17 protein-coding genes are annotated in these 22,285 nt (G+C 38.8%); 5 read left to right on the top strand and 12 right to left on the bottom strand.

Annotation, left to right across the window (positions count from 1 at the left end):
* Nucleotides 1–19: 19 nt before the first annotated feature.
* The 6 genes from EZ444_RS03800 to EZ444_RS03770 all read right to left on the bottom strand — a co-directional run bounded on the left by EZ444_RS03800 (nucleotide 20) and on the right by EZ444_RS03770 (nucleotide 10,905).
* Complete coding sequence (locus tag EZ444_RS03800) at nucleotides 20–3,817, bottom strand: mannonate dehydratase (protein ID WP_205945205.1); 3,798 nt, start codon at nucleotides 3,815–3,817, stop codon at nucleotides 20–22.
* A 26-nt stretch (nucleotides 3,818–3,843) separates the two neighbouring features.
* A complete protein-coding gene (locus EZ444_RS03790) occupies nucleotides 3,844–4,635 on the bottom strand; it encodes an SDR family NAD(P)-dependent oxidoreductase (RefSeq protein ID WP_225874621.1) in 792 nt (263 codons plus the stop codon).
* Between the two features lie 40 nt (nucleotides 4,636–4,675).
* Complete coding sequence (locus EZ444_RS03785) at nucleotides 4,676–6,109, bottom strand: RagB/SusD family nutrient uptake outer membrane protein (protein WP_131607403.1); 1,434 nt, start codon at nucleotides 6,107–6,109, stop codon at nucleotides 4,676–4,678.
* A gap of 34 nt (nucleotides 6,110–6,143) precedes the next feature.
* Nucleotides 6,144–9,128 carry a SusC/RagA family TonB-linked outer membrane protein gene (locus tag EZ444_RS03780; protein WP_131607402.1) on the bottom strand — a complete coding sequence of 995 codons (2,985 nt, stop codon included), beginning with the start codon at nucleotides 9,126–9,128 and terminating at the stop codon, nucleotides 6,144–6,146.
* A gap of 298 nt (nucleotides 9,129–9,426) precedes the next feature.
* Entirely contained in the window at nucleotides 9,427–10,587 is a 1,161-nt protein-coding gene (locus tag EZ444_RS03775; protein ID WP_131607401.1) for an exo-beta-N-acetylmuramidase NamZ family protein, read from the bottom strand.
* Nucleotides 10,588–10,596: 9 nt separating this feature from the next.
* On the bottom strand, nucleotides 10,597–10,905 hold the full coding sequence (locus tag EZ444_RS03770) for a GNAT family N-acetyltransferase (protein WP_131607400.1): 309 nt from the start codon (nucleotides 10,903–10,905) through the stop codon (nucleotides 10,597–10,599).
* Between the two features lie 139 nt (nucleotides 10,906–11,044).
* Here EZ444_RS03770 and EZ444_RS03765 point away from each other — a divergent pair, with 139 nt between their 5' ends.
* From EZ444_RS03765 to EZ444_RS03745, 5 genes are all read left to right on the top strand, one after another.
* Nucleotides 11,045–11,395: a hypothetical protein gene (locus tag EZ444_RS03765; protein WP_131607399.1), complete on the top strand. Its 351-nt coding sequence runs from the start codon at nucleotides 11,045–11,047 to the stop codon at nucleotides 11,393–11,395.
* Between the two features lie 99 nt (nucleotides 11,396–11,494).
* The gene (locus EZ444_RS03760) at nucleotides 11,495–13,759 is read left to right on the top strand and encodes a TonB-dependent receptor (RefSeq protein WP_131607398.1); all 2,265 of its coding nucleotides are present in this window, start codon (nucleotides 11,495–11,497) and stop codon (nucleotides 13,757–13,759) included.
* 28 nt (nucleotides 13,760–13,787) lie between these two features.
* Nucleotides 13,788–14,705: a DUF4625 domain-containing protein gene (locus EZ444_RS03755; RefSeq protein WP_131607397.1), complete on the top strand. Its 918-nt coding sequence runs from the start codon at nucleotides 13,788–13,790 to the stop codon at nucleotides 14,703–14,705.
* Between the two features lies 1 nt (nucleotide 14,706).
* On the top strand, nucleotides 14,707–15,183 hold the full coding sequence (locus EZ444_RS03750; protein WP_131607396.1) for a DUF4625 domain-containing protein: 477 nt from the start codon (nucleotides 14,707–14,709) through the stop codon (nucleotides 15,181–15,183).
* A 51-nt stretch (nucleotides 15,184–15,234) separates the two neighbouring features.
* Complete coding sequence (locus EZ444_RS03745; protein WP_131607395.1) at nucleotides 15,235–15,654, top strand: hypothetical protein; 420 nt, start codon at nucleotides 15,235–15,237, stop codon at nucleotides 15,652–15,654.
* Nucleotides 15,655–15,712: 58 nt separating this feature from the next.
* Here the strand turns inward: EZ444_RS03745 and EZ444_RS03740 are convergent, their stop codons facing one another.
* From EZ444_RS03740 to EZ444_RS03715, 6 genes are all read right to left on the bottom strand, one after another.
* Nucleotides 15,713–18,283, bottom strand: a complete 2,571-nt coding sequence (locus EZ444_RS03740) for a DUF5686 and carboxypeptidase-like regulatory domain-containing protein (protein ID WP_131607394.1) — start codon at nucleotides 18,281–18,283, stop codon at nucleotides 15,713–15,715.
* Between the two features lie 161 nt (nucleotides 18,284–18,444).
* Nucleotides 18,445–19,437, bottom strand: coding sequence for an ABC transporter ATP-binding protein (locus EZ444_RS03735; RefSeq protein ID WP_131607393.1), 993 nt, complete (start codon nucleotides 19,435–19,437; stop codon nucleotides 18,445–18,447).
* Nucleotides 19,438–19,459: 22 nt separating this feature from the next.
* Nucleotides 19,460–20,008, bottom strand: a complete 549-nt coding sequence (gene hemJ / locus EZ444_RS03730; protein ID WP_131607392.1) for a protoporphyrinogen oxidase HemJ — start codon at nucleotides 20,006–20,008, stop codon at nucleotides 19,460–19,462.
* Between the two features lie 7 nt (nucleotides 20,009–20,015).
* A complete protein-coding gene (hemE, locus tag EZ444_RS03725) occupies nucleotides 20,016–21,038 on the bottom strand; it encodes a uroporphyrinogen decarboxylase (protein ID WP_131607391.1) in 1,023 nt (340 codons plus the stop codon).
* A gap of 27 nt (nucleotides 21,039–21,065) precedes the next feature.
* Nucleotides 21,066–21,581 (bottom strand): tetratricopeptide repeat protein, encoded by a 516-nt coding sequence (locus tag EZ444_RS03720; protein ID WP_131607390.1) that lies wholly within the window; start codon nucleotides 21,579–21,581, stop codon nucleotides 21,066–21,068.
* A complete protein-coding gene (locus tag EZ444_RS03715) occupies nucleotides 21,581–22,285 on the bottom strand; it encodes a response regulator transcription factor (protein WP_015809248.1) in 705 nt (234 codons plus the stop codon). The genes EZ444_RS03720 and EZ444_RS03715 overlap by 1 nt, the downstream gene beginning before the upstream one ends.

Here is a 22,285-nt window from a genome sequence, read left to right as displayed (position 1 = left end):
TTATACTTAAGCTCAGTTATTAAAGTTTTACAGCTACTACTTTTGCATTCCAGGCCTGCACCGTAACGGTTGCATTGTTCTTCTGCTCACGCCAATTTACATTCATCGTTATTGCTATGGTTTTACCTGGTTCTATCCACATATAGTTATCACTGGCATAAAAAGCTCTTTTTACTCCTGAGATATCAACTTTTGTCATAAAAGCAGGAATAGATCCTTCATTTTTAACCGTTAACGTAATCTCACTTTCATCAGCAGAGATGACTTTATTCGATTTTACTTTTAGTGATAAGCTAGTATTTGTTTTAGCAACAGATGGTTTTAACCAAGGTCCTTTATCCAGGGTTATCCATGGAATCGGTTCATTCACATACTGATCATGAAAAGCTTTGTCCTCCATTTTCACCAAACAACGTGGATAGTAATAAGCACTGGAAACAACTTTACCATTCTTATCAGTTAACTCTGTTAAAAGGAACAGGTATTTATCTTTGTAGTTAGCAGGAATATCGAACTTGCCAAATGAAGCGTTGTTTACTGAAGGACCAGTAGCGATGTTTATAGGTAGTGTTTTTTTAGATAACTGCTTAAAACTGTCATCATACACTGTAACCGTTGCTTTATAGCCCTGATTTGTAGTAAACAGTGAATTTGTAACCTGCACATCCAAAGGAATGCTTTCTCCAGGAGCCCAAAGTAAACGCTCAATATCTAAAGCAATATGTGTTGGTTCATAAGTCCTTTTCAGAAAATAATAAGGAGCATTCGCCTGTCCAAACCAGTCCATCATTTGAATGGCAATTGCCGTCCAATGTCTTTTAAAAACCCATGGCATTAAGCCTGTTGTTACTGGATAGCTACCTTGCACCTTTTCTGAAAGTACCTGATAAAATTCTCCTGCACCAATCTGTGTAGCCTCTGATATGGACTCTAGTGTAGGGTCATTCATGTTGTCAATGTGCGATGCGCGACTTAACATACGTGGTACACGACTGGGTTTATATTCCGTAAAATGATGTATAAATTCAGTATGCCCCGGTCTAAACGATTTTTCCCACATCGTGCCCAGGTTAACAAATTCCTTCTCGTTTACTACTTCTCTAAACAAACTTGCTTCGGGCATACTGTGCATTCCGGTTTCAGAAATCCAGGCTTCTTTACCATAGCTACGTCTGTACCAGGATGGGTCCATATCCGGATAAGTGTGAATACTACCCCCATCAGGAGTAGTACGCACAAACATACGACTGCTATCGAAGGTCTTAATATTTCGCTCCCAAATACCCATGGTAGTGGCATTGCCTAAAGAGTAAGGATTAAACTCATTTCCACCACACCAGATCACCAATGAAGGGTTATTGCGCAGTCTACAGATGTTCTGCACTACTTGTGCCTCCCAGATGTCTTGTGGGTAATCAGGGGTATCCTGGTTTCCGATAGGAAAATCCTGCCAAACCATAATCCCCATTTCATTGCATAATTTATAAAACGTATCTGTTTCAATCAGACCTCCACCCCATATTCTGATGAGTTGTACGCCCATTTTCTTGGCTGCAGACAATGTCCAGCGGTAACGTTTCTCTGAAGCATCCAGCAAAATATCCTGAGGCGTAAAATTCATGCCTTTCACAAATATTTTCTTCCCATTTACCACAAATTGCCAGTTTTCAAAACGATCTCCCGTTCTTGGCCCTGCACTTGCTACCCGTTCAATAACACGTATTCCATAATCAAAAGAAGTTTTGTCAACCACTTTTCCACTTCTGATCAATGAGATTTTCACCTGGTATAAGTTTGGATCTCCTAAACCTGTAGGATTCCAAAGTTTTGGATTTGGCAAATCAATATCATCCTCAACCCAATTTCGACCTTCATAGGTTTGAACAGAAATGAGCTTACTAAACACTTTATTGCTGCCTGAATAAAACGCGACATTAACCTTAAGTTCTTCTTTTGATGGAACAAAAGGCATTCCTTTTTCATAGGGATGACGGAGTTGTGCATTCTTCCATGGGTGCAGACTTTGCTTCATGGAATTGCTGTTGATAAACAATTCTGTTGATAAGTGCAGCTTTGCAACATTACCAGTAATCGCTTTTGTGACCAGGTATGGTCTTTCGATATGAACCTTAGGTACAACCTCCAATCTCACGCCCTGCCAGAGTCCCATCGCAAAAAAGGTTTCACCACCCAATCCACCGGATATTGTCCAGGGTTTAATGATGCGTCCGCTGTTCCATGGATCATAGCCTTTCCGCTTGCTCATGTCTTTAGCGTTATTGCTATCGAGCGGTATGATATCAAAGTCGGTGGCTTTGTTTCCCCAGTTCCCGGCACGTAGTTCAACTATAATTTCATTGTTACCCCCATAATTTAAGTAATCACTGATCTCCGCATTTGGTCCGCCAAACATACCTTCATGTACACCGACCAATTTTTGGTTAACCCAGACTTTTGTAAAGTAATCTGCCCCATCAAAGCAAAGGAAACTGTAATTGCCTTTTGCTGTTTGTGGCAAATCAAAGCTCTTTTTATAGTACCATACCTTCTCATCAACGAATTTATAGTAGTCAGAGTTCTTGTTGTAGTATGGATGAGGGAACTTCCCTGCTTTATATAATGACCATTGAACGGAATTAGGGACCGTTGTTTCAAAAGGATCTTTTTTATTAACCAATTCTTTAAGATCGACTACTGGTTTATCCATATGAGACAACTCCCATTTACCCGTTAAATCAATATGTTGGGCATCCGCTCTTGGCTGAATGTACCAAGGCTGTCCAAGGTTTTGAGCCTTCACCAATCCGGTACACATTGCCAGCTGGATAAACAGGATCCACATGTATGTTGGGATTTTCAACACATCCATAATTCCTTTGATATAGCCAATCCCAAATAAGCTTCCATTTACGGTATAGCCATGTTGCGTATTGTCATCTCCGGCCATAGATGGCACATGATCTGACCGCAACGGGCCAGTAAATCCAATATCTCTATAGGCCTTAAACATTTCAGGCATATCTGTTGGACCATCGTCATGAAAGGTTTCCTTAAAGTTTTCGCTATTCCCTTCAACATCACGGATGTGGACAAAGAATATTTTCTGACGCTGGCCAAACTCAGCGATCAGGGCTTTCACATCTTCGCCCATTGTGGTATAGGTACCTTGGCAAAAAGTAAGACCATGGGCATCACTATCAGACAAAGACAATGCTTTACGGATCCCATCTGCGTTCTTAAAAACACGACTGATGCCTCTTAATGGTGAAACCGGTGGATCATCAGGATGCAATGCCATTTTTACCCCAGCCTTTTCGGCAGCGGGTAAAACCCTTTCCAAAAACCATGCATAGTTTGCCCAAATTTCGCTTTCACTAATCGGACCAATATCAGTTAAAGGCAATTGCTGCGCAGTTTCCATATCGAACCCATTTACTAGGGCGCCACCTCTCGCTTCAATAGTCGTATGGGTTCTGAACCAGCCAATTCCCGCCATAAAATTATAGCAAAGCAAAGGGATGTTAAGTCTACCCATATTTTCAAGCATCTGGCAATAAAGTTGGATATCCTCTTCTCTACCAGGTAATCCAAGTTTAATACGGTCCATGTTAAACTGATCTCCCTCCATCCCAATCAGCTCAAAACCATTATCCTTAAAAATCTGTTTTGATGCAGCCAATGATTCGTAATCCCATGGTGGCAAACTGCCGGTTAGCTCGGGAGCCAACTTGGCTATGGCGTATTTAACGCCCATTTGCCTGCTTAACGCCCACTTCTGATCAGGCTTATTTCCGAAAAACAAAAAAGACAATTGCATGCTTTATATTTTAATACTGTAGTACTTTAATTATTGTAGGACTGTGATTTTAAAAAACCTTGCTGAAGTTGCCAGCCCCCATCTATTTTAATGGTGGCCCCCGTCATATAACTTCCCGAGGCCAGGAGATCGGCAACCATGCTCGCGATCTCCTGAGGGCGACCTAACCTGCCCAACGGGATATGATCATTTACCAATTTTAGTTTTTCTGGATCCTGCCATACCGGAGCGTTCATATCTGTTTCGATGGCACCAACAGCAATGGTATTTACTTTGATTTGATGTGGAGCTAATTCTAAAGCAACGCCTTTCATTAAAGTCTCTAAAGCGCCTTTAGTAGCGCCGTATACACTTAAACCAAGTCCCGGCTGAATTGCATTAATAGAGGTAATGGTATAAATACTTCCCTCAGTTTGGTTCAACACCATTTGTTTTGCCACTGTTTGAGTTAAAAAAAGGGTTCCTTTAAAATTGATATTGGTGAAATGATCTACATCTGCCATAGTGGTATCCAAAAAGTGTTTTTTATAGGATACCCCTGCATTGTTTACCAAAAAATCAATACCATCCATTACTTCCCAGGCATCCATTCCTAGCTTAATTGCCTGCTCTGCATGATTTAGATCAGCTTGTAACACGTGTGCCAGTCCACCATTTTTTAAAATGACATCAGCCACTTCAGAGGCTTCTGTCGGGTTCTGATTATAATGGATCACCACCTCAGCACCTTCCTGAGCCAGTTGCAATGCTATCGCCTTCCCTATGCCTCTCGATGAGCCGGTAACCAATGCCTTTTTTCCTTGCAGTCTTTTCATCATCGTAATTTTATCTATCTTCTTAATTACCAATTAAGATATATTAATAACCCGGGTTCTGATCCTTAACCGGATCTAAAGCTTTGTTAAATCCTAGTTCAGAAACAGGTATTGGCCACCAATAATGCTTAGCTGCGATCACCTTTCCTTTTGTTGCCAATATGATTTCGGCAGCTTTCCCTGTGCGTTTAAGCTCCAACCAGCGCTTACCTTCATACTGAAATTCGTAGCCACGCTCCTTTATGATGAGATCAAGAAATGTAGTCGCATTATAATCGGCTACCTTAAAGTCAACCGTAGAAGGCAATAGGGGATTTTTTCCGTATGCCCTACGATGAACTTTGTTTAGCGCTTCCATCGATGCAGCAGATGGTCCATTCTCGGCACGACTAGCGGCTTCGGCATAAATTAACAATAGATCTGCATAACGATACCAAGGCATATCATTTCCATGGCCGCTTTGTGAGGTAGCTAAGGGGTCTATAAATTTCTTATTGAGCAATGAATTTCCATCCAAACCAATATTGTAAGGATACCAAAGTCCTTTACGGAAATCGTTATTGTCCCAGTTTTTGTAAACAGGATTAACAGTTTCACTATGGAGACCATAAAAGCCACCTGCACCACTGAACTTAGTACCTGGATGGTTCAAAAACATCACGAAGTAATTACCGAACAGATTTTGTCTGGTAAATTTTATATAGAATATTTCCTCTGAAGTGGTTACGACTGTTGGGCCGAATATATTTTGCAAGTCATCAGTAGAGCTAATCGGAACTAAAGCGAATTTATCACTTAATATCACCTCGTTAGCCTTATCTCTAGCCTCAGGGTATTTCCCTAATTGTAAATAAACATCGGCAAGCAAAGTCTTGGCAGACCACTTGGTTGGGCGACCAACCTGAGGTTGGGTTATTGGCAAATTGGCTTCTGCATCCAGCAAATCGGCAACGATGAGCTTGTAAACGTCATCCGCTGTATTTCGTTTAACATCAACAACGGTCATATTTGCTTCTGTACGAATAGGTACACCGCCCCAGTTTCTTACCAGGAAGAAATAGTTGAAGGCCCGTAAAAACTTAGCCTCGCCAACATTGGTATTGATATCAGCCTGACTGATCTCCTTACCATTAGGTGCATTTTTAATTACAAAATTGGCATTTCTGATACTCAGGTAAAACAAGTCCCACATTGAACCTACACGCGTAATATTGGTTGAGTTTAATCCCTGAAAATCATTTAAAGAAGCATAGCTTCCACGGCCCAATCCATAATCTACATAGCAATCTACTTGAGCGATGTAGGTAACCAGTCCATTGATATCTCTAAATGGGGTATAAATAGCATTTACAGCGCCCTGCACCTCGGCTGCCGTGTTGTAAAATTTCTCTGCCGCCAGGGATTTAGGATCTTCCAACAGCTGTTTTTGGCAAGAAGAAAAAAGAAGCAGAAGAATTAAATATTTGAGATTTTTCATGTCTTTATAATTAAGATTATATGTCCTTATGTGATTAAAATCCAGCTCTAATGCCTACGTTATAAGTTTTTGCATTTGGATAACTGTAATAGTCAAATCCTTGAGCTGTGGAGTTAGCACCCCCTCTGGAGTTAATCTCTGGATCCCAACCTGAATATTTGGTAAAGGTTAATATGTTCTGTGCGCTTACATAGAGCTGTAATCTTTTGGCCCAACTGATGTTAAGATTTTGAACCGGTAGATTATAGGCCAACTGAATATTTTTTAGACGCAAATAAGCACCGTTTTCCACAAAGCGATTGGATGCTGTAGCTGAGGTACTGTTGCTGATCACCGGATATTTCGCGTCCGTTTTTGTCGGGGTCCAGTGATTTAAATAAACATCTCTTAGCATGTTTAAACCATAGCCATAATCAACTGTATTGTTGATTGCGCTGATGTTGAAGATATCGTTACCCTGAGATCCTTGTAAAAAGAAGGTAAACTCAAAGTTTTTGTAACTCATGGTAGAGTTAAAGCCGTAGGTAAAATCTGGATTAGGATTACCGATATATGTCTTATCGGCTGTGGATATTACACCATCATTGTTTAAATCCTTGTATTTGATTTTGCCTTTATCATCATATCCGTTTTCTACGTAACCATAAAAAATACCGATAGGCTGTCCTTCACGTAGGATATTGGCATAATCATTAACTGCTGACACATTAAATGCGCCTCCTAATATATCCTGTCCACCATAAAGCTTAACTACTTTATTCCTGTTAAAGGAAATATTGGTATTGATATCCCAACTAAAATTGCCGGAGAAAGGTTTAGCATTTAAGGCCAGCTCCAATCCTTTATTACTTACTTCACCAACATTTTGTATGGTGGTGGTAAAGCCCATCGATGATGGTAACTGTACCGTATTTAATAAATCACGCGTATTTTTGATATAGTAGTCGGCGGTTAGATAAATTTTATTGGTCAATATCCCCACATCTATACCTATATTTTTTTGCTCTGTAGTTTCCCATTTCAAATTACCCGGCAAAACTGTTCCTGGCGCATACGAGGTAAATAAAGCATCCCCAAAAACAGTTTTATTAGATAGTAACTGATTTAATGTAGCATAAGGATTGATGGCCTGACTACCTGTATAGCCCCATCCAAGTCTTAATTTCATATCGGATATAATGGTCGATTCCTTCAGAAAATCTTCGTTAGAAATGCGCCATGCCAAGGCGGCAGAAGGAAAATACCCCCATTTATTACCTTCACTATATTTTGAGGATCCATCGGCACGGAAACTTACTGTAGCTAAATATTTGCTGTCATAAGCATAATTTAAACGCCCCAAATAGGACAATAACGACGATTTAACGTACGATGTACCGGGTATTCCAGGGGTGGTTGCCGAGCCCAGGTCAAAAGTTTCACTGATATCGCTAATATATCCATTACCACTACCAGATAAAGAGGTATTTAAAAAGTCCTGATAGGTGAAGCCTGCAACTGCCGATACACTGTGTTTTTGATTGAATGTTTTATTGTAGCTGATCGTATTTTCGCTCAACAAACTAGTAGACTGAGTAGCTGAAACATTAGCACTCCCTTTCGAATTGATAAATTTAAGTGTGGTATACGCATCGTTACGGTCATCTGCATTTTCTACTCCTCCAGAAATCTTAATACTCAACTCAGGAATCGGTTTATATACGATAGCTCCATTCGACAAAATCCGATTGGAAGTAGTTGAATTACTTTGTTCATTGATATAATTAAGCGGATTTGATAAAACATAAGGGAAACTTGTTGAAATTCCTCTGTAGCTGCCGTCATCATTATATGGATTAAGCGTTGGCGGCGCAGAAATAATAGCAGAAATCAACGACCCGCCCCTATTTCCACCACTACTATTTTGAGCTTCGGATTTGATGCGCGTTATTGTGGTAGAAAGGTTAACACTAAACTTTTTACTGATTTCGTGATTTACATTTGAATTGATAGAGTAACGATCATAGCTACTGCCTTTAATAATTCCGTCTTGTCCAAAAATACTTCCAGCGATGGCGAACTGGGTTTTATCACTCCCGCCACTCAGGCCAAAAGAAATGGTTTTTAAAGGTGCTTTTCTAAAAGCAAGATCCTGAATATCAAAACCCTTCCCCATACCAGCAATCTGATCTGCAGTAAAATAAGGTGCTAGTTTATCATTTGCTGCCTGCTCATTGTAAAAAGTGGCATATTCCTGTGCATTCATCAGATCCATTTTTTTACGGAGTGTCTGAATACCATAGGTTGTTTCAAAACTAACTTGATTTTGACCTGCCTTTCCCTTTTTTGTTGTAATCAGCACAACACCATTTGCACCTCTTGAGCCATAAATAGCTGTAGCACTCGCATCTTTTAAGATCTCCATACTTTCGATATCTGAGTTATTGATCACTGATGGATTACTGCCGGCTATTGGAAAACCATCTATCACATATAAAGGCTCGTTGCTACCTTGAATAGAGTTGGTACCACGTATTCTCACACTTACACCTGCACCTGGAGCGCCTGTATTTTGTAAAACCTGCACGCCTGCCGCGCGACCAGCTAAGGCTTGCAATGCATTTGTTGCAGGATATGAATTAATGTCTTTTGCTTTTACTTGCGACAATGAACCAGTGAGGTCACTTTTCTTTTGAGTACCATAGCCTATTACAACGACTTCGTCTAATTTATTGTCCTTTGATTGCATCTTCACATTAATTTCCCTGCGGCCATTAACAGGTACTGATACAGAGTCGTACCCTATATAATTAAATGTCAATACACCATTTGCCGGAGCTGCTATCTGATATTTTCCGTTAACATCGGTCCTGGTAATAACTGAAGTACCTTTTAATTTAATGACAACGCCTGGGAATCCAGACTTTTCATCCGCAGAAGTCACTTGCCCCTTAATGGATGTATTGTTCTGAGCATACGAGCTTTGTGCCATAAAGACACAAAATAGCATACCCAGTAAGTATAGTAATTTCGATTGCATAATATATTTGGTTAAATAAAATCACTCTATTGTTTTATATTATAAAACAATGTTTTACAATACGCCATAAATATAGTTATGATTATTACATTTCCAAATATTTTTTTATTTTTTATCTACCGATTACCATCTTGATAATCAACGAAGAAACAGACCAAAAACGCCAGATTATGCCATAAAAAACTTGATTGAATTGCCTTCACAACGAAAAAGAGGCGATGTTCTATTCGAACACCGCCTCCTTATTTATTCAGCAAGCTGAGATAATAAGGATAATTCATCATCTAATTGTTTAAGATTAATAAAGCAGGTAGGGCTTTATTTCCTCAGCCCATGCACCAGCATTACAAACTTCAATCATCGTGGTTTTAAATTTCGCCATAGGCAGTTCAAAAAATGCTTCACTTTGGGGAAATCCTAACAATTTATCTAAATGATTAGTCCCATCTGGATTTACGTTTGTAGGATAAGTTGCCCATTTAAAATATGCTGGATAATGATCCTTAATCAACTTAATCAGTAGCAATCCATGATATACCGATTTGAAATGATCATATGCTTTGAGCTTAAAGCGTAGCCCAAAACAATCCTGCCCTGAATACTTTCCTTCATTTGGCCTAACGATTATACTTTCTACACTGATACCATCCGTCTTAGCAATTGATAGAAAATCAAAATGATTCATCCAAGGCGATGCAAGGATTTCAAAGGGCAAAGCTGTACCTCTTCCTTCGCTGATATTAGTTGCTTCCAATAGACCTAAACCAGGGTAAAGCATAGCTGCGTTAATGTTTCTTATAGCTGGAGAGGTAGGTAAGAATTTGATCCCCCATTCTGGTTGAAATTTATTTCTATCCCAATTTTCACAAGGTATAACCGTTAAATCGGCATTGATATTTTTCGTTGTATTAAAGAAAAGGGCAAGTTCAGCTAAAGTACAACTATGTCTTAGCGGTATATTCCATCTGCCAATAAAAGATGAGCAGTATTGCTCATTTAACATAGGGCCTTCGCACAGCTGCCAATTTCCAGAAATTGGATTGGGTCTGTCCAAAATTATTACCGGTTTATTATAATTCGCACTCGCTTGCAAAACATAAGTTAATGTCCATAAATAAGTATAAAACCTGACACCCACATCCGGGATATCAAATATGATCTTATCTACATCTTGCAAATCTGTCTCTGCTGGCGACAAATGATCTCCATATAAACTTATAACAGGCAATTGGGTAACCTGGTCAACCCCATTTTGCATTTTAGCTCCATCGGCACCTTTAGCATCAAATCCATGCTCAGGAGAAAATAACTTAACCAGATTAAAACCCGCTTTTAATAACGCCAGACTAATTGGCTCATATTGATTTGTTGTTGCTGCTGTGTTGGTTACTAAAGCTATCCGCTGGTTCTTAAAGTCAGGATTTTGAGCGATCAAAACATCCACACCAAATCTGATCATCCTGGAATATTAAAAAGGCTTTGCACTCTCATCTAAAATTCGTTCCCATTCGGGATGCCTCTTCAGATAAGCCGCTACAAAGGGACACAAAGGGATAAGTCGATAACCATTATCTTCAATATACGACAAGGTTTTCTCTATTACAGCTGTTGCAGCACCTTTCCCTTTCAATTCTTCAGGAGCTTCGGTATGGATCAGCCAGATCTTTTTACCATGCTCTTTAAAGACTATAAAAGTCATGTATTCACCAATTTTTAGTTCAAAACGCATGTCTACCGAGTTTTTAACCAATGGTAGTACCAGATATTCCTCATTCATAGCTGCTAATTTTTAATTCGACATCCTAATTTACCTCAATAAAAGAATAAAAGAAAGAAAATATCAAGACATTTAAAAAGCAACTTAATTGCATTTACTATTGCATATCACAAATTATAAATGCAACTTTGATGCAGTTATGAAATCAAGTGCCAAACTTTTATGGACAAAATCACAGCAGACTGCTTCCTTTCTGTTAATGGTGCTATTTTTGTTCATATCTACTGCGCAACTTTTTCATATACATGCTGACAAGCATTCAGACCAGGATGTGCAATTCGAAGATAAAGATCAGATTCAGTCTTTAGACAAATGTTCCATTTGCGATTATTATCACTACGCTCAAGGCCAACAAATATTGTTGTACTATCCGACAGTACTAACCATCGTAAATCCTGAAGCCATCACACTGAATACGTGTGTGCTAACAGGAAACTATGATTTTACTCCGAAAATCATCGCCAACAAAGGGCCGCCGTATTTCGCTTAACCAGCCTCCCTTTTCTCCTTACACCTTAATTTAAGCCTGCTTTAAGCAGACAGGTATCCTTTTGTCTATTTTTTTCTATAACTGAACTCCAAAAATTCAATGAAGAGTTTCTATGTACTATTATTTCCCTTGTTGCTCATTTTTCAAACCGGCTTTGGACAGGCTAAAAATAGTCTGCCCGATTCTACTTTAAAAACCACGCCTCCCCCTTCTACACATCAGTTGAAAGAGGTAGTGATTAAAGACAAGCGGTTGCAACTACGCCAAAAAGAAGAATCATTAAATGTAATTACTATTGGCAGCGATTTTATACAACGGAACCTTAGTGGAAGTTTAATGAAAACACTAGAGCGTTTACCTGGTATTAAGACCATTGGTATTGGATCAGGGCAATCAAAACCACTGATCCGCGGACTTGGTTTTAACAGAGTAGTGGTTATCGATAAAGGAGTAAAACATGAAGGACAGCAATGGGGAGCTGATCATGGCTTAGAAATAGACCAGTTTGCTGCCGCAGAGGTCGAATTGATAAAAGGCGCTGCTTCCTTTATATATGGATCGGATGCTATAGGCGGAGTCATCGATGTAAAACCAGCTAATGCACCACAGAAAAACACACTAGGTGGTTCGATTGATCTGATTGGCAAAAGTAACAACAACCTGTATGGGAGCTCTGTTAATGTGTTTGGCCGAAAGGAAGATTGGTTCTTTGATTCCCGTATCACCTATCAGAATTACGGAGATTACAGTGTACCCACAGACACGGTATTTGTGTATGACTATGCGGTTAGGTTGCACAACCGAAATCTGCGCAATACTGCCGGCCAGGAAACAGGATTACACCTAAATACGGGTTATGTAAAGGAAGGTTTCAGATCCGTTTTTTACCTCAGTAACATTTACAGCAAAAGCGGGTTCTTCGCCAATGCGCACGGCCTGGAGCCGAGAAGAGTAAATACAGAAATGCACGATGCATCCGCAAGGGACGTCCAGATGCCCAACCAGCAGGTAAACCATTTTAAGCTGATCAATCGCAGCAACTATCAGGCAAAAGGCCATAAGCTGGAGATGGAACTGGGGTATCAACGAAATTTCAGGCAGGAATTCAGTCAATATGTAAATCATGGCTATATGCCACCTGTTTATCCCGATTATCTCTCTATTTCTCCTGAACTGGAAAGGGAATTTGATAAGCGTGTATATAGCATGAATCTTAGAGATATGATCAATGTTGGAAATCATCAACTAACCACAGGCTTCAATTCAGAATATCAGGACAATGCGATTAACGGTTGGACATTCTTGGTGCCCTCCTTTAAACAGGCTTCCGCAGGGGTATTTGTATACGATAAATACAAAATAAACGAACAGGTTTTACTGCATGGCGCATTGCGCTACGATTATGGGCAGATCAGGATGTTTAAATATACTGACTGGTTTGATTCTGAGCTTACAGCAGGGGAGACAATAATATCAGAAAAGCTAATCAGGGCTAATGATTTAAATCGCAGTTTCAACAGCCTGGTTTGGTCGGCCGGCATAAATTATAATGTTCACAATTTTCTGTTGAAGGCCAATATTGGTAAAAGCTTCAGAATGCCGATAGCAAAGGAACTGGGGGCCAATGGGGTAAATTATCATTATTTCAGTTATGAAAAAGGAGATGCGACACTTTCGCCCGAGCAGTCGTACCAATTGGATCTGAGTTTGGGATGGAACGAAGATCGCTGGTCTGTGCTAATTAGTCCTTTCTACAATTATTTCCCCAATTACATCTACCTGAACCCTACCGCAAACCATGATTTTTACTATGGTGCAGGCAACCAGATTTTCCAGTATGCCCAAAGCAAAGTGCTTAGATATGGGGGCGAATTCCAGCTGAAATATAAAGTCACGGAAAATCTGAGTACTGAGTTATTGGGCGAATACTTATTTGCGAAGCAGGTATCGGGAGACAAAAAGGGCTATACACTTCCCTTCTCTCCACCAGCCTCAGCTTTGGCTAACCTAACCTGGTCGCCTGAATCGGAATCATTTTTTAAACATTCCTATTTTTCAATAGACTACCGAATCACCGCAAAACAAAATAACATTGTGCCACCTGAAAAGAAAACGCCGGGCTATGGGTTAATTAATATTCAGGCAGGGATAAAATTTGGCCTTTGCAGACAGCAGCTGACGCTCAGTTTACAGGCTCAAAATCTGCTAAATACCAAATACTTGAACCATACCAGCTTTTACCGGCTTATTGAACTTCCTGAAGCAGGAAGAAATATAATTATGTCGTTAAAAGTCCCTTTTAACATCCCTTTAAATAAACAAAAAAAAGAAATCAATAATGAATTATCAAATAAATACAATTAAAATTTCAAACAAAAACACATTATCAACTATGAACACAAAGAAAATTATAGCGGCTTTACTACTTTTTGTTACAGCTTTCCAGGCCTGTAAAAAAGATAAAGAAGTTGAACCTGAAAAGGCAATTCCCACTGCAACAAATGTAGAAATCGGATCGGGAAACAAGCAAGCATTGAGGGGAAGGGATTTCCATTTCAATGCGGATGTGATAGCTGCCGATAAGATAAAAGATGTTCGGGTAAAGATATTACAGAAAAGCGGCGAAAAGTATACTGCTACCTGGAAATTTGAATTGACCTGGGCAGAATACAAGGGTGCTAAAAACACCAATGTACACAAGCACTTTACCATTCCAGCCGAGGCACCCGAAGGCAAATATGATTTCTACTTTGTAGTGCTGGATGAAAATGGGACGAAACTTGAAATTAAGGAAGACCTAACCATCATTGACCCTGCAAATATCCCTGTTGATCCAAAAATTGGCCGCGACTTTGTCTCGCGTAATGACATCATGATTTATTCCATGGGTACCTATATGGAAACTGAACTGATTGTTAAAAAGGGTGATGAGCTGAAACTTCATGCACAAGTGAATGACATTAAAGGTGATGGCATTCTATACTCTGTACTCATAAAAAGGAAAGCCAATTATTACCCAGAAAGCATCGATAAGCTTGACCTTAGCAAAGCGATTGTTGTCTCTAAAATAGAACACAAAGCGCTTGCTGCCGCTTCAAAAATCACTACGCTAAAACAGATAAATGGCGTATATGGTGGTGAATCCATTGTAATTGGCGCCGAAAAAGACAACAATGAGCCGGCAGCTAACCCAATTAATGGAGAGAAAATATGGGAATCAGAAAAATACAATTGGGTTATCCTATACAAAAACACCACGCACAACATCAGCACTTATAAAGTAATACCTATCACAATAGACTATAAATAAAATGAAAAAACTAAGTTTATTGAGCCTCTGCCTGGCATTGATGCTCGTGCTGAGCAATTGTAGTAAAGATAATACCGAACCAATTGACACAATTTATCCAGAGATCAATACGGCTACAAGTGACGCATTTCCAAAACAATGCAGTGTAGTTAAACGTGGGGAGAAATTTATATTCAAGGCATTGCTTAGCGATAATGTCCAGTTGGGATCACTAAATCTGGACATCCATCATAATTTTGATCACCATACGCATAGTACCGAACTGGAAGAATGCAATCTGGCTCAGGTTAAACAGCCTGTAAAACCATTCTTACTGATTAAGAACATTACTATTCCTTCAGGGCAAAAAACCTATCAGGCAAGTGCAGAAATTCAAATACCGGCGGATATTGATCCTGGTGACTATCATTTTATGATCAGATTGACAGACAAAGAAGGCTGGCAAACCATAAAAGGGTTAAGTATAAAAATTGAGTAAAAATGTAGCGTTTTAGTGAGTTATTACGTTTATCACTAAAACCGATAAATTATGAAAAAAATAGTACTTGCACTCTTACTGGTCAGCGCCTTGCTGTCTTGTAAAGAAAAGACAACTGACACGGGATGCGAAGACAGAATCTGTACTGAGGAATTTCGCTCTTTGGTTATAAAATTCGTAGACAACAAAGCAGTGGGTGCCGAGGTTAAAGACTTTAGTGTGGTAAACCAAAGAACCGGAGAAAAAGTGTATGCAAATTCTGCTGCAGCATCCAATCTAATAAAAGGTTCTTTTATAATAGTGGATGACGGGAATACCAAAAGTCTGTCTGAAGCTGGAGATGATTTAAAAATCACTGGTACATCTGTGGAGACTAATCAGACAAAATCTGCTATTATTAAAGTAAAAGGTGGTAAATGCGCCTGTCATATCGAAAAAGTATCCGGACCAGAACAGATTGCTTTCGATTAATCATAAAAAAAGCAGGGTGACTAAACTTTATGCTTAGTCACCCTGCTTTCTATTTTGACTAAAAATCAAATTTTACCCTGGCACGGAATCCCCAGCTCGAAACACCTGGATTATCCAGGTAATTGAAACGCTTTACAGCGTCAACCCTTAGTACTTTAAAGATGTTCCCAATACCAACACTTCCTTCGATATAAGGCTCGCTACTTAAGCCGTGAGTAATTGGCAAGCCGTCCTGATTACGCACAAACTGCATCGCATTAGGATTTTTATCTGGATTGTTCTCATCACGTAAACCACCATATAAAGCTTTAAACGACATTACCTCCCTTAATTTTAATTTTTGAAGCAATGGGATCTTGTTAAAAAAGAATCCATTAAAATTCTGGTCGATATTAATGCTGGCATAATGATCACTCACAAATTCAAGGAAGTTCATCAAATTATACGATTGCAATTGATAAGCATAAGTTTGATTGGCTCGATGAATAGACAATAGTGGAAAAGGCAACTTACCCACATTATAACCGCCTTCTAAAGTCACATCAGTATAGCCCAATTGCGACAAATAAAAACGCTTTTCAGCACTAGCCATAAAGTTATGGTAATTGTATTCACCTCCTAAAACACCTTTCAAACCCGCCGTATAGCGTAGGTTAAATATTGGATATTTATCAACGAAAGGTGTACGATATAATTTACCCTGATAAAATTTCTCATGCGGTGCATACCTTAGTCCTACAGTAATCTCTGAAGTATTGATTTGATTGGTCCTTGAAAAAAGAGTTTGTCCCGAGTTGTTAAAATATAAACCTCCACCTGGAGTCTGACTCCATTTACGCAAACCTAAACTATAAGAGAAGTGATTTTCATATTCATGAACATAATCCAACCTATAAATATCATTATACGTCATCATGCTGTTGTCCCCCCTTTTAAATGATAAAAGAAAATTGTCTTCCTGAACAAACTCTAACTCCTGGCCTGGAATCTTAGTATCCCGCTGAAAACTTGCCCTTAAGTAATTTTGCGGAAAAGAATAAATTGACTTGTTGTTTAATGAATAAGTACTACTTAGGAAATATTTCCATTTTTGGTCATCAAAGCCATAAGCAGCATAGGTCTCAAAATAATATCTTTTACTTAACGCAGTTGTTGATCTACCCCCTAAACGTAAACGAAAACCTTCTACACTGTTAAAGCTGTAAAAAGTATTTACAGGTCCCATTTCAAAGGGGCCAAAATCCTTGTAGCCCGCAAAAAATAGCGTTACAATATCCATGGTTCGCTTAAAAGATGGAATAGTTTGTAACGTATCTAAATTCCGATATATTTTGGAGCTGTTAAGATTCAAGGCTTCAGGCCTGTTATCTATCCAAAACTGATCAGACTTCTTAGTTGCATCCGGTGCAACAGCCAATGCAGCTGAGCCTTTATAAACGTCTTCTGCTGGTGGCTGGTTAATTTCGTAGTCCTTATAAGTAACCGTACGTTCACCCGTAAATCCAGTACCATTTTTTTTAGTGATTCCAAAATCTACAATCAAGTTACTTTTACTCAGATGATATCGCTTATCAGGGTTCTGATCAAACTCAAGTTTCACTTCAAGTCCTCTAACAAAATTCAGGTTAATATCTTTATTAACGGTAAGATATGCGTTTTGAACAGCATAATTTCCATCCATAGTAACATACAACTTACCTTCAAACAACATATCCATTTTACCTCGTGGTGTAAAAGAAAGCTCTATCAATTGAGGTTGCTGGGTTTTGATCGTATCTGTAATAAAAAACTTATAGAAAGTTGGAGCACCCTCGGCTATCGGACTTAACAACAGGTTACTAATGATAGAAATATTATTATCGTAAATATCAATATCCTGATACATCCTATCGAAATAAGCAGTAAGACCTTGATTATCAACAAAAAGCGGATCAAAATTCACTTGCTTATCAGCAACTACTACAGTTTTCATCTTTTCGGGGCTTTTACGGAAATAATTCTCCGAAAGCTTTTCCTGCTGAAAAACCGGCAATAGATTTTTACCCCCAATTTTATTAGAATCCTGTTCCTGAAACAAGAACTGATAATTGCGGAATATCTTTTTATTTTTAAACTTATCAGAAAGATTGCTCATAGAAAACAGCATCCTTTCATATTTTTTATAATTCACATAGTCGTAACTTTCCATACGGTTCTTCGACTTATTGGCGATTACCTTACGAATCAGTTCTACAGCGGGGTTCTCTTTGTTGCGATACTTTGGCTTTTTACCGCCCTTGATCACCACTTCATTCATCTGCATCGCCTCGCTTTGCAATTGAATATTAATTGTCTGGATAGTCCCCGGCTTAATAGTCCTTACCTGTGACTTATAACCCACATAACTAAATTTAAGCTGGGTATAATTACCATCTATGGTGATGTTATATCGACCATCGGCATCCGTACGCCCGCCTTTACCGCTACCTACAACGATATAAGAAGCATAAGGGATAGTTTCTTTAGTACCTACATCGGTAACAATTCCCTTTACAGCTGTTTCTTGTGCAAAAGACGACAAGCTGCACAAGATTATGGTGAACAAAAAAATGATTCTTACTATTATGGATTGAGGTTGTCCCTTCTGCATCTGCTTTTATACTTTAAGATGTATCGCTTAAACTGATTAAGCGCTGCAAAGTTAACACTCAACTCCTGAATATTTTAGTAAAAAAGTCAGGATGACTCCACAAACAGATGTTATGACACGAAAATGAAAAATGAAATTTTAGCAGATTGATTTTTATGGCTTTACAAAGTCAAAAAACGAGTGATGTTGGCCTGAACATGATCGTTCTTTTTATGTTCGCCCCGGTTTAGCTGGATAGCTCTGATCACTACTCCGTTCCGCTCCAGCAACAACTCTTCATAAAAACCTTTATAGTACACATCTTTCACTTCAAAGCGTTTGCTGTTCCAGGAGTTCTTTAACTCTACCCATTCCGGATAAAAAACAGCTTGCCCTGTTTTTATTTCTAAACCTAGCTTTGCTGCATCTTCCGCATTTAAAACAACGGCATTACCTAGTAGCTGTGCAGTATAAATGTGATCAGGATGATTATATACATAAGCAGGATTGCCCAGTTGCAATAACTTTCCATCCTTAAGGATAAGTAATTCATCAGCAAGAAATAAGCCGTCAGCGGGATCATGGGACACCATAACTACCGTAACACCAGTTTCAGCAGCTACTCTTTTAATATCAGCGCGCAACTGGTTTTTCAATAAGGCATCAACCTGACTAAAAGGCTCGTCCAATAACAATACAGCGGTATCGCTTACCATTGCCTTTGCTATAGCTACACGTTGCTGCTCTCCCCCACTTAATTGCGTAATTTTCTTGTCTTTAAGATGCTCGATGTGCAGGTGTTGCATCATCTCCATGGTCTTTTCTTGCTTTGCTTGTATATTGGTATTGGAAAGCATGGATGCTATATTATCATATACCTTAGCGTATATGTTTAAAGAAAAGTCCTGCGTAACCATTTTCATTTCCTTATGACCAGGGATAAGCTGCTCATCAGGTCCAAAAATACGTTTACCTTTAAAAGACACCTCGCCACTATCTACCTTCAGCAAACCGTAAATACATTTCAGTAATGTCGATTTGCCACTCCCACTTTCACCTAGAATAGCGATAATATTTCCTTTTTTGATGTCGAAACTGACATCACTAACACCAGATGATTGTCCAGCTTGATGCTGCTTTGTTAAGTTTTTAACGGTAATGATAGGTTCTTCCACAGCTACAAAGATAAAAGCAATTTTAGCAATCGTGCTTTTTCCGATAGTGTTTATACCATTTTACAGCCATCATAATTACAACAGCAAAAACGATTAAACCAATAAGCCCATAAACCCAGTCTACAGCGCTTTTTAAAACTACGGTAAATACAATGGCAACCAACAAAATAGTGGCTACCTCATTCCACAAACGAAGCTTAAAAGAGCTATGCTTAAATTTACCAAGCTTTAGCTGTTTCATGATGTTCTGGCAAATAAAATGATAAACCAGTAATGCCGCTACAAAGCCTAGCTTTACATGAAACCAAGGCGTAGTTAACAGATATGGTCGTATGCAAACCATGCCTACACCAGCAAGTACCGTAAGGGCCATAGCAGGTGTAGTAATGATGTGCCAGAGCTTATGCTCTATTTTTTCGTATTCTTTTTGGAGGATATTGCGTTCAACTTCAGGCCGATCATTAGCTTCAGTATGATAGATGAATAAACGCACACTATAAAACAATCCAGCCATCCAACTAACCACAAAGATGATGTGAACGGACATGATGTAGTAATAGTATTTCTCCATTTTTAACCTAGTATTTGAACTCCTTAATAACCTCTATCGCATATTTTACATTGTCAAAAGGAATATCAGGCATAATACCATGACCAAGGTTACATATAAAGCCCTTCTCCCCACGCATACGCTCAAACAATCTAAGGATCTCTCTTTTGATCACAGGTTTGTTTGCATATAAAATATGCGGATCAAGATTTCCCTGAACTGCAATACCTGCAGGTAGGCTATTTTTAATGTTTAAAAGATCCGCATTCCAGTCTACAGAAATTACATCTGGTTTAGCAGTTGCCATAATTGGAGCAAACACAGAACTTCCTTTACAGAAAGAAATTACTGGAATATCCTTTCTATTTAAATTGGCAATAATTTCCTGAATATAACGGTGAGAGAATTCCTGATAGTCGTTCCAAGATAAAGCTAAAGCCCAGCTGTCAAAAATTTGTACAGCATTAACACCAGCAGCAATTTGCAAGTTCAGATAATCAGCAGTAACCTTTGCGATTTTAGCCAATAATTTATGTGCAACCTCTGGCTCATTATGCATCAACAATTTAGTTAATTTAAAATCTTTTGATGAACCACCTTCTACTAAGTAACTCATCACTGTAAAAGGCGCACCTGCAAAACCAATCAGTGGAATACTACCATTTAAGCGTTGTTGTATCACTTTAATTGCATCGGCAACATACTGTAACCTATCCAATACATCTACTTCCAAAGCATCCACATCTTTCAATGTACGTACTGGATTCGCAAACCTTGGTCCAACACCTTGTGTAAAACTCAGGTCCCCCCCCATAGCCTCTCCGGTAACCAGGATATCAGAAAATAAAATAGCAGCATCAATACCCAGCAAATCAACTGGCAACATCGTTACATCAGCAGCAATTTCTGGTGTTTTGCACATTTCAAGAAAGGAGTACTTGTTTTTAATCTCCCAATACTCTGGCATAAAACGACCTGCCTGGCGCATCATCCATACCGGTGGACGTTCTGTTTGCTTTGAAAATGCTGCATCTAAAAATAACGTGTTCATTTGTTCTTAATTTATCCTCTATTTCTTTTATAAACTGTTTACTTCTTTCTCTATTTTACTAATTATGTCAAGTGCTTTTGGCGTTACCGCCAGCTCTTTTGCTTTTTCAAGGTAAGCACTACTGCGTACTTTATCCTTCTTCCTTAAGGCTAGATTGGCCAAATGGATCATCACAAAAGCCTTGTCATTCTTTCCTCCTAATGGAAAACGGCTGGCGATCTGAAAATGATGCTCTGCAGCCTCATAATCTTCCTTTTTTAAGGCAATATTAGCTCGCATAAACTCATAGTACCCACGTCTGTTTCGGGCTAACCGATCAGCATTAGGTACCTCATTCAGTAATTTCTCAGCACGTGTATGGTCGCCATTTTTAAAATGCTTTGAAGCCAGCAATATAGAACTGTGCTTAAAGTGGCTCCACAAAACAAAGGCAAACAAAAAGCCGGCAATTGCTGCCAGCTGATATTGATCATAAAAAAGGCATACCAAACTAGCGATAGCAAAAACTGCCATCAGGGCATACCTGCCTTTTGAATTATACATTAATGAATATCAGTGAATTTATAACCTACACCTCTGATGGAATGAAAATAAACCGGATTCTTTTGGTCTGGCTCAAAATACTTACGGAAAGTTAAAATGAAGTTATCTATCGTTCTTGTAGACGGATAAACGTCATAATTCCAAACCGTTTCCAAAATCTGCTCGCGGGATACAGCTTCATTCTTACGCTCTATCAGCAATTTCAAAAGCATGGTTTCCTTTTTGGTTAAAGGAACAATAACACCATCATCTTGTTTCAATTCAAATGAATTAAAATAGATAGTTTTATCACCAATTTTATAAGAATTTATTTCTTTTAAATCGTCAGCTTTCATGCTGCGTTTCACCAGGATGCCTACTCTTAAGATTAGCTCTTCCAGGTTAAAAGGTTTTACCAAATAATCATCGGCTCCTTTTTTAAGTCCCATTACTCTGTCTTCACTGGTGTTTTTAGCAGTTAAGAAAAGAATAGGCACTTCAGTATTTTCTAATCTAATGGTTTCACATACCTGGAATCCATCCATTTCTGGAAGCATTACATCTAGAATGATTAGGTTAAAACGTTCTTCCTTAAAAACCTTCAAGGCCGTTTTACCGTCTTTTACGGCATGTACTTTATAACCTTCAAGCTCAAGGTTTAATTTTATCGCATCTAATAAATGGTCTTCATCTTCAACCAGCAGTATTCTTAATTTCTGTTGCAT

The organism is Pedobacter hiemivivus, assembly GCF_004331685.1.
Taxonomy (GTDB): Bacteria; Bacteroidota; Bacteroidia; order Sphingobacteriales; family Sphingobacteriaceae; genus Pedobacter; species Pedobacter hiemivivus.
This window is presented reverse-complemented; position numbering and strand designations above follow the sequence as displayed.